Annotated in this window: 19 protein-coding genes; all 19 read left to right on the top strand. The window is 29.6% G+C overall.

All coding sequences use genetic code 11. From position 1 onward, the window contains the following. Window positions 1-48: 48 nt before the first annotated feature. Genes ACU68W_RS08125 through ACU68W_RS08035 form a run of 19 tightly spaced genes read left to right on the top strand, consistent with a single transcriptional unit; the run spans window position 49 to window position 15,108 of the window. A complete protein-coding gene (locus tag ACU68W_RS08125) occupies window positions 49-456 on the top strand; it encodes an RrF2 family transcriptional regulator (protein ID WP_002839398.1) in 408 nt (135 codons plus the stop codon). A gap of 2 nt (window positions 457-458) precedes the next feature. Next, on the top strand, window positions 459-1,646 hold the full coding sequence (locus ACU68W_RS08120; RefSeq protein ID WP_094208499.1) for an AI-2E family transporter: 1,188 nt from the start codon (window positions 459-461) through the stop codon (window positions 1,644-1,646). 10 nt (window positions 1,647-1,656) lie between these two features. Beyond that, window positions 1,657-4,278 (top strand): alanine--tRNA ligase, encoded by a 2,622-nt coding sequence (gene alaS / locus ACU68W_RS08115; RefSeq protein ID WP_094223379.1) that lies wholly within the window; start codon window positions 1,657-1,659, stop codon window positions 4,276-4,278. A 12-nt stretch (window positions 4,279-4,290) separates the two neighbouring features. After that, complete coding sequence (locus tag ACU68W_RS08110; protein WP_094205556.1) at window positions 4,291-4,557, top strand: IreB family regulatory phosphoprotein; 267 nt, start codon at window positions 4,291-4,293, stop codon at window positions 4,555-4,557. 52 nt (window positions 4,558-4,609) lie between these two features. Next, window positions 4,610-5,023, top strand: a complete 414-nt coding sequence (gene ruvX, locus ACU68W_RS08105; RefSeq protein WP_094208500.1) for a Holliday junction resolvase RuvX — start codon at window positions 4,610-4,612, stop codon at window positions 5,021-5,023. A 2-nt stretch (window positions 5,024-5,025) separates the two neighbouring features. After that, window positions 5,026-5,268, top strand: coding sequence for a DUF1292 domain-containing protein (locus ACU68W_RS08100; RefSeq protein ID WP_094205558.1), 243 nt, complete (start codon window positions 5,026-5,028; stop codon window positions 5,266-5,268). Next, window positions 5,268-5,720 carry a Fur family transcriptional regulator gene (locus tag ACU68W_RS08095; RefSeq protein WP_094208501.1) on the top strand — a complete coding sequence of 151 codons (453 nt, stop codon included), beginning with the start codon at window positions 5,268-5,270 and terminating at the stop codon, window positions 5,718-5,720. The genes ACU68W_RS08100 and ACU68W_RS08095 overlap by 1 nt, the downstream gene beginning before the upstream one ends. Next, window positions 5,721-7,388: a ribonuclease J gene (locus ACU68W_RS08090; RefSeq protein ID WP_094223377.1), complete on the top strand. Its 1,668-nt coding sequence runs from the start codon at window positions 5,721-5,723 to the stop codon at window positions 7,386-7,388. Between the two features lies 1 nt (window position 7,389). Next, window positions 7,390-7,728 (top strand): YlbF family regulator, encoded by a 339-nt coding sequence (locus ACU68W_RS08085; protein ID WP_094205561.1) that lies wholly within the window; start codon window positions 7,390-7,392, stop codon window positions 7,726-7,728. After that, a complete protein-coding gene (locus ACU68W_RS08080) occupies window positions 7,721-8,365 on the top strand; it encodes an O-methyltransferase (protein ID WP_094205562.1) in 645 nt (214 codons plus the stop codon). The genes ACU68W_RS08085 and ACU68W_RS08080 overlap by 8 nt, the downstream gene beginning before the upstream one ends. 46 nt (window positions 8,366-8,411) lie before the next feature. After that, a complete protein-coding gene (locus ACU68W_RS08075; protein ID WP_094208503.1) occupies window positions 8,412-9,638 on the top strand; it encodes a peptidase U32 family protein in 1,227 nt (408 codons plus the stop codon). Window positions 9,639-9,675: 37 nt separating this feature from the next. After that, a complete protein-coding gene (locus ACU68W_RS08070; protein ID WP_094208504.1) occupies window positions 9,676-10,833 on the top strand; it encodes an HlyD family efflux transporter periplasmic adaptor subunit in 1,158 nt (385 codons plus the stop codon). After that, on the top strand, window positions 10,833-11,513 hold the full coding sequence (locus ACU68W_RS08065; protein WP_094208505.1) for a YggS family pyridoxal phosphate-dependent enzyme: 681 nt from the start codon (window positions 10,833-10,835) through the stop codon (window positions 11,511-11,513). Before ACU68W_RS08070 ends, ACU68W_RS08065 begins: the two co-directional genes overlap by 1 nt. A 9-nt stretch (window positions 11,514-11,522) precedes the next feature. Continuing rightward, on the top strand, window positions 11,523-12,008 hold the full coding sequence (locus ACU68W_RS08060) for a cell division protein SepF (RefSeq protein WP_094203538.1): 486 nt from the start codon (window positions 11,523-11,525) through the stop codon (window positions 12,006-12,008). Beyond that, the gene (locus tag ACU68W_RS08055) at window positions 12,005-12,277 is read left to right on the top strand and encodes a YggT family protein (protein ID WP_094223378.1); all 273 of its coding nucleotides are present in this window, start codon (window positions 12,005-12,007) and stop codon (window positions 12,275-12,277) included. Before ACU68W_RS08060 ends, ACU68W_RS08055 begins: the two co-directional genes overlap by 4 nt. A 1-nt stretch (window position 12,278) precedes the next feature. Continuing rightward, entirely contained in the window at window positions 12,279-13,046 is a 768-nt protein-coding gene (locus tag ACU68W_RS08050) for a YlmH/Sll1252 family protein (protein WP_446756384.1), read from the top strand. Window positions 13,047-13,064: 18 nt separating this feature from the next. Then, a complete protein-coding gene (lspA, locus tag ACU68W_RS08045) occupies window positions 13,065-13,511 on the top strand; it encodes a signal peptidase II (protein WP_094223380.1) in 447 nt (148 codons plus the stop codon). Beyond that, window positions 13,511-14,188 carry a uracil-DNA glycosylase gene (locus tag ACU68W_RS08040; protein ID WP_094223381.1) on the top strand — a complete coding sequence of 226 codons (678 nt, stop codon included), beginning with the start codon at window positions 13,511-13,513 and terminating at the stop codon, window positions 14,186-14,188. The genes lspA and ACU68W_RS08040 overlap by 1 nt, the downstream gene beginning before the upstream one ends. Further along, on the top strand, window positions 14,185-15,108 hold the full coding sequence (locus tag ACU68W_RS08035) for an RluA family pseudouridine synthase (protein ID WP_094223382.1): 924 nt from the start codon (window positions 14,185-14,187) through the stop codon (window positions 15,106-15,108). Before ACU68W_RS08040 ends, ACU68W_RS08035 begins: the two co-directional genes overlap by 4 nt. The last annotated feature ends 12 nt before the right edge of the window (window positions 15,109-15,120 follow it).

The raw sequence follows: 15,120 nt of genomic DNA, 5'->3' as shown, positions 1-15,120 counted from the left end.
TACACAACTATTTTACTATGATAAAATTTATCATAAATAGGAGGGCTTATGAGATTATCTACGAGAGGAAGATACGGGCTTGCGGCCATGATATATTTAGGCAAAAAATATGGAGATAATCCTGTTAGTTTAAATGAAATATCTAAAGCCACAGGACTTAGTAATAATTATTTAGAACAACTTATACGAGAATTGAAAAAACAAGATTTGGTGATTTCAGTTAGAGGTGTGCAAGGTGGTTATTTATTGAAAAAATCTCCAAAAGAAATTTCAGTAGCTGAAATTTTGGAGTGTTTAGAAGAGTTTTTTGGAGTGACAGAATGCTCTGTAGTTCCAGGACTTTGTTCAAGAGAAGACACTTGTCCATCTAGGCTTATTTGGACTCAAATGCACGATGATATGATTAACAGTATAAAAAACGTGAGTTTGCAAGATTTAATTAGCAAAGAGAAATAGATATGCTTATTAATTCTGAATTTTTGCGAAATGCATTAATATTTATAACTATTATTTTCATGGTTTTTGGAACTTATTTTCTGATTACTGTGGGAAATAGTAAAGTAGACGAAAAATACAAAATTGTATTTAATTTTCATAAAATAAAAAAGACTACAATACTAATACTTATATTGCTGGGAATCGCAGCTTTATTTTCAAAATATCCAATCATATATCATACAATTAATACTTTATTGATAGGAATAGTGCTTTCATATATTATAAATCCTTTGGTAAAATATATTGAAAAAAAAGGAGTTAAAAGGTCAATAGCTATTTTAATCATTTACGTTATAGTAATCCTCTTGATTATTTTATTGGGGATGATTGTCGTTCCACAAACTATACAACAAATTAAAAAAATGATAATAAGCTTACCTGGCTTTATGTCGGATATTTCTGTGAAATTAAATGCTATCAACAATAAAATATTTAAGGAATATCCTAACGTTAGCAAAATTATGTCCAATGCAATGCAAACAATTAACCAAAAGCTTGGAACTATCCAAACTTCTATACTGGACAAATTATCCCAAACTGGAGATGTTACGGGAAATATATTCAGCAATTTACTCAGAATTGTTTTAGTTCCAGTTGTAAGTTTTTATATGTTATTAGATAAAGAAAAGTGCATTGATTTTATTATGGGATTTATACCAAATGAAAATAAAGACAAGTTTTTGAGCGTTTGCAATGATATGGATAAAGCTTACAGTGAATTCATTCGTGGTAGATTAATAATGGCGATATTTGTAGGAGTGCTTACAGCTATTGCTTTAATTATAATGAGAGTTGATTTTGCGATTATCATAGGAATACTTACTATGGTAGGAGATATTATTCCGTATATTGGTCCTTTTATAGCGGTTACTCCCGCCTTTATCTTGGCTTTTTTGGACAGCCCTTTAAAAGCGGTGGTTGTAGTAATTGTATTTGTTTCTATTCAATGGGTTGAAAATAATATTCTTGCTCCTAAATTATTAGGTTCGAAAATTGGCATTAATCCATTGTTAGTAATTGTTAGTTTGATTATAGGTGGAGGAATGTTTGGAGTTGTAGGTATGATTCTTTCAGTTCCATTCGTTGCTACAGTTAAAATATTATATTTACATTTTAAGGATAAAATTAAAATGTTTTTTAAAAATTAGTGAGGTTATAATGAAAGATTATGGTTTAAATGAAATTAGAAAAAAATTCTTAGATTATTTTGGGGAAAGGGGACATCTTGTGATCAAATCATTTCCTCTTATACCACAAGATGATAAAAGTCTTCTACTTATAAATGCTGGTATGGCTCCTTTGAAGAAGTATTTTACAGGTGAGAAAAAACTAAAAAAAGACAGAGCAACATCTTCACAAAGATGTATCAGAACAGCTGATATTGACGAAGTAGGGAAGACTCAAAGACATGGTACTTTCTTTGAAATGCTTGGTAATTTCTCTTTTGGAGATTATTTCAAAAAAGAAGCTATTACATGGGCTTGGGACTTCTTGACAAATGAATTAGAAGTACCAAAAGATATATTGTGGATAACTGTATATGAAGAAGACGAAGATGCTTATAATATTTGGGTAAATGATGTAGGAGTTAGTCCAGAAAGAGTTGTTAAATTAGGAAAAGCTGACAACTTCTGGGAACTAGATCAAGGACCTTGTGGACCATGTTCTGAAATTCACATAGATAGAGGATTTGAATTTGACCCTAGAGAAGATGCAAAACCAGGTGATGAAGGCGAGAGATTCTTGGAAGTATGGAATTTAGTATTCACACAATTTAACAAAACAGCAGATGGAAAATACGAAAGAATTGCTCATCCAAACATAGATACTGGTATGGGTCTTGAAAGAATTACAATGGTTTTGGAAAATGCTGATAATATTTTTGAAATTGGACTTGTAAAAGATATAATCAAAACTATTGAAGAAATTTCAGGCGTAAAATACAAAGAAAATCATCAAAATGATGTATCAATCAGAATTATTGCTGACCACGTACGTGCTATGACATTTTTGATTTATGATGGTGTAATTCCAAGTAATGAGCAAAGAGGATATGTACTAAGAAGACTTATAAGAAGAGCTTGTAGACACGGAAAATTATTGGGAATAAACGACAGCTTTATAGAAAAAGTTATAGATTCTTGCATTAAAGTTTATGAATCTGGATATCCTGAATTAAAAGAAGAAAGAGATAGAATTGTAAAAATAGCTAATGCTGAAGAAAAGAAATTCCAAGAAACTTTGGATTTAGGTTTGAGTATTTTGGATTCTATGCTAAAAGAAACTGAATCAGATGTGTTTAGTGGAGAAAATGCATTTAAGTTATATGACACTTATGGATTCCCTATAGATTTAACTAAGGAATTGGTTGGTGAAGTCAACAAAACTGTAGATGAAGATGAATTCAAAAAATTAATGGAAGAACAAAAACAAAGAGCCAGAGGATCAAGAAATGAATCTAACATGGGTTGGTCTTCTGACAAAAAATATGGCGAAGGACTTCCTGAAACAAAATTTGATGGATATGATTCTTTAAAAGATGAAAGTGAAGTTATCGAAATCTACGGTGAAAATGATAATAATTTAAATGCTGAAGATATGGGTATAATAGTATTAGACCGTACAACTTTTTATGGAGAAGGTGGAGGTCAAGTAGGTGATAAGGGAATTATCTATAATGATAATTTCAAAGCTGAAGTGTACGACACGAAAAAAACTGGAAAGAAAGTATTCTTGCATTACGTAAAAGTTATCGAAGGAAGCTTAAATGTAGGCGATAAAGTTACAATCGAAGTAGATGAACTTAATAGAAGAGATATTATGAAAAATCACTCCGCTACGCACTTATTGCATCAAGCATTAAAGGATGTTGTAGGAGATCACGTTAATCAAGCAGGTTCTTATGTTGATGGCGAAAGATTAAGATTTGATATTACACATTTTGAAGCAGTTACTAAAGAACAATTAGAAGAAGTTGAACAAATTGTCAATGAAAAAATAGCTTTAGGTATTCCTGTAAAAATTGATGAAATGTCATTAGAACAATCTCAATCAATTGGAGCTAGAGGTCTTTTCGAAGATAAGTATCAAGACGTTGTAAGGGTTGTTCAGATGGGAGATTATTCTAAAGAATTATGTGGAGGAACTCACGTTAAGACAACAAGTGACATTCAAATGTTGAAAATACTTTCTGAATCAAGTGTAGCTGCAGGTGTCAGAAGAATTGAAGCAATTACTGGTCGCGCAGTATACAAATATTTAAAAGATAGAGATAGTTTGATTGATATTGTTAAGCATTCGTTAAAGGCATCTAATGAAGATGAAATCACAAGAAGAATTGAAATGAACACTGAAGAAATTAAAGAATTGAAGAAAAAACTTAAAGATATAACAAATAAGGATTTATCTTCAAATATTGATTCAGTTATTAATGATGCTGTAGAGGTTAATGGTACAAAAGTTTGCACATTTGAATTAAGTGGTTTGGACAATAATTCATTTAGAGATTTTGGAGAAAATATTAAATCAAAATTAGAAGATGGTGTTGTAATATTAGCTAATTCAGATGATTCAAAAGTATCATTTATAGCTTTAGTTACGGATTCTGCAGTTAAAAAAGGTGTATTTGCAGGAGATATTGTAAGAGAAGTTGCCAAAGTATGTGGTGGTAACGGCGGTGGACGTAAAGACTTTGCACAAGCTGGTGCAAAAGATAGTTCCAAAGTTGATGAAGCACTACAAAAAGGAATTGAAACAGTAAGATCAAAAATTAATGCTTAAAGGAGGCAAAAAATGGAAGGTAAGGATTTAAACCATACGGTTAGATTTGAAGCATCAAAACTTGAACAGAAATCAATAAAGGAGACTTTGAAGAAAGTTTACCAAGCTTTAGAGGAAAAGGGATATGATCCTAAAAATCAAATTATTGGATATATATTATCAGGAGATCCTACTTACATTACAAGCTTTAATAATGCAAGAAATTTGATAAGACAAATAGATCGAGATGATTTATTGGGAGAAATGTTAGAAGTTTACTTGAATGAAATAGATAAATAAAGGATAATGTAGAGCTGTTACTTGTAACAGCTCTCAAAATATGTAAAAACTTATGGAAAGATATATTGGACTTGATGTGGGAGATAGGACTATAGGTGTCGCTATAAGTGATCCGTTTTTATTGACTGCCCAATCATTAATGACGATTAAGAGAAAAAGTAAAATTGAAGATATAGAAATCATTAATGATATAATTAAAGAGAAAGAGGTCAGTAAAATTATAGTAGGTCTACCTAAAAATATGAATAATACAATTGGCCCTCAAGCTAAAAAAGTTAAAACATTTGTAAAAGAACTAAGAAAACACACTGATCTAGATATTGAATATGTTGATGAGAGATTGACAACAATCAGTGCTACGAGAGTTTTGATAGAACAAAATGTATCAAGAAAAAAAAGAAAAGATGTAATAGATAGTGTTGCAGCGACATATATTCTGCAAACTTATTTAGATATGGGAAGATAATTATGGAAACAATAAAATTATACGATGAAAATAATAATGAAAAAGAATTTAAAATAATTAATACATTTGGTATGGATGATGATAATTATTGCGTATTAGAGGATGTATCAAATGGAGAGAATGTTATTTTGAAATATATAGAAAATGATGAACAAGTTGAATTTATTGGATTAGAAAACGAAAAAGAATTAAACGATGCTATTGAAGTATATGAAGATCTAATGAATTCACAAAAGGAGCAATAATGAACATTGAAACATTAAAAACTAAACTAATCAATGCAGGATACAAAGTAACTAAACAAAGAGAAGTAATTTTTGAAGCGTTGTTAGAAAATATGGATTCACACCTATCTCCGGAAGAATTAAACGAAATAGTAAGCAAAAAAGATCCGGAAATTGGTATAGCTACGGTTTATAGAACTCTATTAATTTTTGAAGAACTTAACTTGGTTTACAAGTTAGATTTTGATGATAAAAGATACAGATATGAATTGGTAGATGAGGATGAAGACCACCATCATCACCATATTATATGTACTAGATGTGGTAAAGTTGATGAAGTTAAGTATGATTTATTAGAAGGCATCGAAAAGCAAATTAGAAAAGATTACAACTTCGATATACAAAATCACGATTTAAAGTTTTATGGGATATGTTCTGATTGCCAAGAGAAACTTAAAAATGAGGAGAAATAAATGGCAAAAAAGAATATTGATAAATTAAAAGTTATTCCACTAGGAGGACTTAATGAAATAGGGAAAAATATGACAGTAGTAGAATACAAAGATGATATTATTGTCGTTGATTGTGGAATGACATTTCCTGATGAGGAAATGTTGGGGGTAGATATAGTAATCCCTGATATTTCTTATCTAGAAAAAAATAAGGAAAAGATCAGAGGAATAGTTATAACTCACGGTCACGAAGACCATATTGGAGCAATTCCTTATGTATTAAAAAAATTAGATGTCCCTGTTTATGGAACAAAACTTACAATGGGACTGTTAGAAAATAAAATATTGGAGCACAAGTTAAGTTTGAAGTCACTTCATACAGTTGATTACAGAAAACCAATTAAACTTGGAGCTTTTAGCGTAGAATTTGTAAAAGTATGTCACTCAATTCCTGATGCTGCAAGTTTATCTATAACAACTCCTGTGGGAGTTTTGTTCTTTACTGGTGATTTTAAAATTGACTACACTCCAATTGATAACAATAGAATGGATTTTGGAAGAATAGCTTCTATAGGTAATAAGGGAGTTCTAGCACTATTCGCTGATAGTACAAATGTTGAAAGACAAGGCTATACTTTAAGCGAAAAAAGCGTTGGAAAAACATTTATAAATTTATTTGATGATGCACCTGCTAGAATAATTGTAGCTACTTTTGCGTCTAATGTTCACAGAATTCAACAAGTTATTTCAGCAGCTGAACATTTCAATAAGAAAGTCGCTCTTTCGGGCAGATCAATGATTAACACTGTTAATGTAGCTCGTGAGTTGGGATACATTAAAGTTAATGAAAAAACTATTATTGATATAAATGATATCAATAGGTACCGTCCAAACGAAATAGTTCTTCTAACAACTGGTTCTCAAGGGGAGCCTATGAGTGCAATGACGAGAATGGCTAATGGTACACACAGAAAAGTTCATTTAGATCCTACTGATACAGTTATTTTGTCTGCTACACCAATTCCAGGAAATGATAATCAAGTTAGTTCAGTTATCAATAAATTGATGGAAATGGGAGTTAAAGTTATTTATTCTTCATTGGCTGATGTGCACGTAAGTGGACACGCTTGTCAAGAAGAATTAAAGTTGATGCATTCATTAGTTAGACCTAAATTTTTTGTTCCACTTCATGGTGAAATGAGACATTTGAAATGTCACGCGAATTTAGCGCTTGATATGGGAATGAAAGAAAAAGATATTGTGATTGCAGACAATGGTAATACAATTGAATTTACAAGAAAAAGCATTAATCTTGTCGACACTAAATTTGCAAGTAATATTTTAGTAGATGGACTTGGAGTAGGCGATGTAGGAAATGTTGTATTACGAGATAGAAGACATTTATCAGAAGATGGACTAATAGTTGTAGTAATTACCTTAGATGCTAGAAATAAAGAAGTTATAGCTGGTCCTGACATCATTTCGAGAGGATTTGTATATGTTAAAGAAAATAATGATTTAATGGAAGATTGCAAATCTGTTGTCCAAAAAGTCCTAGATGAATGTTATACAAAAAATATATATGACTGGTCTACTCTTAAACACAATATAAGAGAAACACTAAAGAAATTCTTGTATCAAGAAATTAAGAGAAATCCAATGATATTGCCAGTAATAATGGAGGTATAATATGGAATATAAGAAAAAAGCTGAAGAATTAGCACAATTGTTGAACAATTCTCAAGAATTTCAAGAGCTCAAAAAACTTCACAAAGAAGTTTATAAGAAGAATGAAACTAACAAAAATATGATAGATGATTTTAAAAAGCATTTATTTGAATATCAATTAAAAATTCAACAAACAGGAAAAGAAGATCCTGAAGATGTACAAAAACTTCAAAGCTTACAAAATATTATCATGACAAATCATGATATAGCAGCTTATTTACAAGCAGATGCAAGATTTTCTATGATTTTGAAAGATGTCTACGATGCATTAGAAGGTGGCATAAAATTAGAAGATGAATAGTATTGTAAATGAACAACTACAAGATTATTTAAGACAATTATCAAAAAGTAACGATGAAACTATTTTAGAACTAGAAGAATTTGCTAAGAATAATCATATACCGATAGTTGAACCAGAAGTTAGACAATTATTAAAGATGATTTTGCTGATGGAACAACCAAAAACTATTCTAGAAATAGGCACAGCTATTGGTTACAGCTCGATTATTATGAAAAAAACATGTCCTGATGCAAAGATTACTACAGTCGAAAATTACGAAAAAAATGCAAATTTTGCCAGAGAAAACTTCAAAAAGTATGGCTATGACGATATCGAATTAATATTTGGAGACGGATATGAAGTAATGAAAAATATGGATACAAAATTTGATTTGATATTTATCGATGCTGCTAAAGGACAATATATAAAATATTTTGAAGAAGCTGTACGATTATCTAACAAAAATTCAGTTATTGTATGTGACAATGTTTTGTTTAGAGGAATGGTATGCGAAAAAGAATTCTATGAACATAGACATAGAAAGATAACAATTGTTAAGAGATTAAGAGAATTTTTAGAAATTATTTCTGATAGTTCAAAATACGATACAACTATAATTCCAATAGATGATGGAATGAGCATAACTAAATTAAAATAGCGATAGTCGGAAGTCTATGATTTCCGACTATTTTTGAGGAGATTAAATGAAAAAAGTTGAGTTATTAGCACCGGCAGGTGATTTAGATAAATTAAAAACAGCCATAGATTATGGCGCAGATGCAGTGTATATGGCAGGTCCTGACTATGGTTTGAGAACTGCATCTAAAAATTTCACATTAGATGATATGAAAGAAGCAGTAGAATACGCTCATAGTAGAGACAAGAAAATATATATAACCATGAATATATTAGCCCACAATGACGATTTGGAAGGAATTGAAGACTACATTCAAAGCTTGATCGATATTAATGTAGATGCTCTTATTGTTTCTGATCCAGGAATTTATTCTATTATTAGAAGTATTAATCAAGATATTGAAGTTCACATGTCGACACAAGCATCTGTGACAAATTTTAGAACAGTAAAATATTGGATGGATCAAGGAATCAAACGAATTGTTTTGGCTCGTGAATTATCTTTAAAAGAAATTCAAGACATCAAGAAAAATATCCCTGATTCTGAATTAGAATGTTTTGTACACGGAGCGATGTGTATGTCTTATTCGGGAAGATGTTTATTGAGTAACTACATGACAGGAAGAGATGCAAACAGAGGAGACTGCGCACAAGCATGTAGATGGAAGTACAGACTTGTTGAAGAAAAAAGACCTGGAGAATATTTTCCGATTGAAGAAGATGAGAACGGAACTTTTATTTTCAATTCAAAAGATTTGTGCATGATTGAGCATTTAGATAAATTAATCGAGGCAGGAATTGATAGTTTGAAAATAGAAGGTAGAGTAAAGAGTCAATACTATGTAGCTACGGTAGTTAGAAGCTATAGAATTGCTATTGACAAGTATTACAATAATGAATTTGACGAACAAACAGCGAAGCGACTTTTAGAAGAGATTAAAAAAGTATCTTATAGAGATTTTACTACAGGATTTTTTGAAAAAAAACCTGATGAAAACGACCAATTGTACGAATCATCCTCCTACATTAGAAAATATGATTTTGTCGGATTATTATTGGATTATGATGAAGAAAATAATATTGCTACTTTTGAACAAAGAAATAGAGTTTTCAAAGGGGACGAAGTAGAAATTTTTGGACCAGAAGATGGATTTATTACCACGAAGATCGAAAAAATGTATGATGAAAAAATGAATGAAATTGAAGTGGCAAATAAGGCTCAACAAATTTTTAAAATAAAGATTGATCAAAAACTTCAACCGAATTCTATGATGAGAAAAAAGAGTGATAATTAATTTTGGAATGTAATTTATACTATGATATAATCAGATTATGAAAACGAAAAAACTTAACAAAAAAGAATTTTTTATAATAATTATTTCTTTTTTACTATTAGTATTTATTGTTCACAATTTATTAGGTTTTTTATTCAAACGAAACTTATATCTTGTGAACGATATTTCCAAAATAAAAAACGAAATAAATGTAAATGCTCTTGTTCTCAAAGATGAGTACATTTATTTAAATGATGTGGATACGAAAGTGGCTGAAAATGTCAAATATCCTGTGGGATCTAATGTAATAAACGTACCTAAAGATATCAACCTACAAATGAGTACAAAATATATAGATGACAAATTGAACGATTTGGAAATAAATCACGCCGATAAGACTACAAGTAAATTTGAGATTAAAGATACAGATATTAAAACACTATCAAATTCTATAAGAAATAGAAACTTTGATGATAAGTTTCTGTCTGAATATGATAAGAAAAAGAATATAACAGAAGAAGAGTATTTTCATTCTAAAAAAGAATTGGAAATATTGAAACAAGTTTTAAATTCAAAATCATCTACTGTAAAGACAACAGTTAGTGGAGTGTTAAAAAACGATATTGATAATTATGAAAACTTCGTAGGATATAATTCTTCAAGTATTATGGGTAGTGATTTTTATCTAAGAGATATAGATGAAAGTTATACTTCTAAAGGCTTATCAGTAGTTGATAGTATGAATTTGTCTTTGGCCTTTGATGTGGAAAGTTCTAAGTTAAATAGAAATTTAAAAAATAACGACGAAATAGAAATCCATGTTGACAAAAACGAATATTCAGCGCATATAAAAGACATAAAAGTAAATGGAGATATCATAACTATAGTATGCGATATGAATGATGGTATTAATTATTTAATGAATAAAAGATTTGTGCCTATAACTATGATTGATAAAAAAACAAAAGTATTCAAAATACCTAACAAGTCAATTATTACAAAAGATTCTACACAAGGCGTTTACATCAAAAAAGAGACAGGAATTATAAAATTTGTAGCTGTAAAAGTTTTAAAAACTGATGGTAAATTTGCTTATGTTTCAACGGGTATTGATGGACAGATTGATGTTAATAACAGAAAAGTAAACACTTTGGAGCTATACGATTATATTGTAAAAAATCCAAGGTTTGTCAAAGAGGGGGAACTTTTAAAATAATGAGTATAAAAGACAATCTAAATGAAGTTAATGAAAATTTGAAAAAATTTGCATCTCATGGAGAAACACCACAACTTATTGCGGTTACAAAAACTGTGGACATCGACAGGATTAGGGAAGCTATTGATTGTGGAGTAACTGATATTGGCGAAAACAAGCCCCAAGAAATGAGCTGGAAATATGATGAATTAAAAGATTGTGTTAATTATCATATGATTGGTCATTTGCAATCTAATAAAGTTAAAGATGTTGTAGGAAAAGCTTGTTTGATTCATTCATTAGATAGAATGAGTGTTTTAAAAGAAATAGAAAAAAGAGCTCGTGCAATTAATAAACCGCAAGATTGCTTGATTCAATTAAACGTTGCAGAAGAAGAGCAAAAATCTGGTTTATATCTTGATGATTTGGATTCTTTTATTGAAGAAATAGAAAGAAGAGAGTTCGTCAAAGTAAAAGGATTGATGAGCATTGCTCCATTTGCAGAAGATCCTGAAGAAATTAGATGGGTTTTCAAGAAAATGAGAGAAATTTATGATAAAATAAAAAATACAGAATACAAAAATATAGAAATGAAATACTTATCAATGGGAATGAGCCACGACTACAAAGTAGCGCTTGAAGAAGGATCCAATATGGTAAGAGTTGGAAGCTTTATTTTTGGCAAAAGAAATTACAATTAGGAGGACGTTATGTCATTTATGAATTCATTTAAAAAATTAGTAGGGGTAGAAGACGATTACGACGAATATTACGATGATGAATACTACTATGATGACTCAGATCATGTTGAAGCTGAATCAAATGATTATGAACCAAAACAAAATTACGAAACAAAAAACAATATAGTAAGCATGAATAATTCTACAACTAAACCTGTGGAATCAAAACCTTTAAACAGAGTTAAGATTAATATTCACGAACCAATTAGTTTTGATGATGCACCAAAGGTTATTGATGTTATATTAAAAAACGAAGTTGCTGTATTAAATATTGAAATGCTTGAAAAGGATGTAAAGCAAAGAATATTTGACTTTGTTAGTGGAGCTATTTATTCACTTGATGGTAAAATGCAAAAAGTAACTAAAGATATTTTTGTTTTAGTTCCAAAAGGGGTAGAAATTGACGGCAAGATTAAGGATCAAATTACAAAAAATAATGGATTTTTCCAATTATGATAAATGGATTTAGTATCGTTAATTTTTTCTTAACCATTTTAAAGCTAATAGAATGGTCGATATTTATTAGAGTTATATTGTCTTTTGTTCACATATCAAGAGACAATGCCTTAGTTGATTCGATTTATTTGATTACTGATTATATAATGTATCCTGCAAAAAAACTTTTAAATATGTTTGGACTTGATAGAGGCATTATAGATTGGTCACCATTAATAACATTGATATTTCTTCAAATTATTGGATCGGTTATAATAGGATTGGTTTAAAATGAGTTATGAATTAAATTACATTCAAGATATAGAAATTAAAAAGACTATCGATAGATTTATTGATAGTCTTATTTCAGTTAAAAGGACCAAAACTATTTATGCAACTGATTTTATGAATCCAAAGGAAATAGAGTATGCTACTTCAATTTTGAATACAGAGACCGATGTAGGGTATATGGTTACAAATTGTCCAATAAACTGTGAAAATAGCATTATTATAATGTGGGATAGGTTTTGCTACGCAGAAGAATACATTAATATGTTCGATTATATTGGTCTTTTAGAAATACAAACGGATCAGGAAATTACTCACAGAGATATTTTAGGAGCTGTATTGAATTTAGGAATTAATCGTGAAAAAATCGGAGATATTTTTATTCATAATAAAAGATTTTATCTGTGTGCTACAAATACGATGATTGATTTTTTGAATTTGAATTTGGCCAAGATAAAAAAGTTTAATATTTCGACATCGATTATTGAAGAGAATATAAAAAAAGATGAAGAAAAGGTTAAATCTTTTACTGGAATTATTAACTCAGAGAGATTGGATTGCTTGGTTTCTGAGATGGCAAATATTTCTAGGAAAGATGCTCAGATTATGATAAAAAACAAGAAAATCAAGCTTAATTATGAAGTAATATCCAATACAAGCAAATCAGTTGAAGAAAACTCTCTTGTATCAATAAGGGGATATGGTAGATACAGGCTTTTAGAATATTTGGGAAGCACAAAAAAAAGACAAATTGAGAATAAAATATATTAAATACATTTAGGAGTAAAAATGGTTACAATTTTAATGATGATTTTGGTAATTGGCTTGGATCATTTAACGAAATATATGGCAATTTCTCTAAAAGAAGGAGATATTATCATTTTTGATAAATTTTTGAAGCTTACTTACCTTGAGAATAGAGGAGCGGCTTTTGGAATTCTAGAAAATAAGAAAATTATTTTAATGATAATTACATTACTAATAATTGGATTTGTAATCGTGTATATTTTTAAGAATTACAAAAGCTTGGTTAGTTTTGAAAAAATAATATACGGACTATTACTTGGAGGTGCATTGGGAAATCTTATCGACAGAATTTTCAGAGGTTATGTCATCGATTTTATTTCTGTACGATTACCTTTTAATTACGATTTTCCAGTATTCAATGTTGCAGATATAGCTGTTGTAGTATCTTGTATTTTACTTGTGATATTTAGTTTAAAAGGACAGAAATAATGAGTGTTAGTATTGGAAATAGTTGGGATGATTTATTAAAAGATGAATGGAACAAGGATTATTATAAAAAAATAAGAGAAGTTTTGATACACGATTATCAAAATTACAGGGTATATCCTGATATGAATTATATTTTTGAAGCGTTGAAATTAGTTCCATTTGAAGATTGTAAGGTTGTGATTTTAGGTCAAGATCCATATCACAATCCTAATCAAGCTCATGGACTTAGTTTTTCTGTTAAACCAAATGTTAAAACACCTCCTTCATTGATCAATATTTACAAGGAATTGCAAAATGAATTTGGTTATCCAATTCCCAATAATGGATATCTGATGAAATGGGCAAAACAAGGGGTTTTGTTATTAAATACTTCACTTACAGTAATCGAAAACAAACCAAATTCTCATTCTAAAATTGGTTGGCAAATTTTAACGGATAAAATTATAGAATTATTAGGAAATTCTAATAGACCTATAGTTTTCATATTGTGGGGAAACAACGCTAGAATGAAAAAAGATTTAATTAAAAGCAAAAATGCTCTTATATTAGAATCACCACATCCTTCTCCTTTTTCTGCAAATAGGGGATTTTTCGGTTGCAATCATTTTATTAAAACTAACGATTATTTGAAGGATAACGGGCTTGAACCTATTGATTGGAAGATAGAAAATATATGATGTACGAATTTTTAATAGATGATTCTAATCAAAACTCAAGATTGGATGTTTTTTTGGCTAATGAAGTTGAATTATCCAGAAGTGAAATTCAAAAACTTATCGATGACAAAAAAGTACTGGTAAATGAAAAATTTCAGAAAAAAAACTACAAGTTAAATCTGAACGATAAAATTAAATTGGAGTATGAAAAGCCAGACAAAACTATAAAACCACAAAAATACGATTTGGATGTCGTATATGAAGACGATTATCTTGCGATTATAAATAAAGACAAAAATGTAATAGTTCACCCAACAGAGACTATATATTCTGATACATTGGTGAATTATTTGATGTATAATTTTGAAAATTTGAGTGATGTTGATGGAGATTATAGAAGGGGAATAGTTCACAGATTAGACAAAGATACTACAGGACTAATAATAATTGCAAAAGACAACGATACACATTCAAAATTAAAAGAGATTATCAAAAATCACGAAATTACAAAAACATATTTGTGTATTGTTCATGGAAAAATCGATGAATTTGGAACAATTGAAGAATATATGACTAGAAATCCAAAAGATAGAAAGAAGATGATGATTTCCGACGAAGGAAAATTATCTATTTCTAATTATGAAAGACTTGATTATAATGACGATTATTCCCTTGTAAAAGTTCAAATCAAAACGGGCAGAACTCATCAAATTCGAGTTCACATGAATTATATTCATCATCCGATTTTAGGTGACAAATTATATGGATTGAAAAAAGAAAAAATACTTTTCGACAGTCAAGTTCTACATGCATACAACCTTCAATTTGTTCATCCTCAAACTAACGAAAATATCAATGTAATTGGAAATTTGAAACAGGACTTTATCACAGCTATAAAAAAAACAAAACTAGATTACACAAAAATACCTTCTAAGTTATAACTTAGAAGGTAT

The sequence above is a fragment of the Finegoldia sp. P2-F-LR genome (genome assembly GCF_052932265.1).
This window is presented reverse-complemented; position numbering and strand designations above follow the sequence as displayed.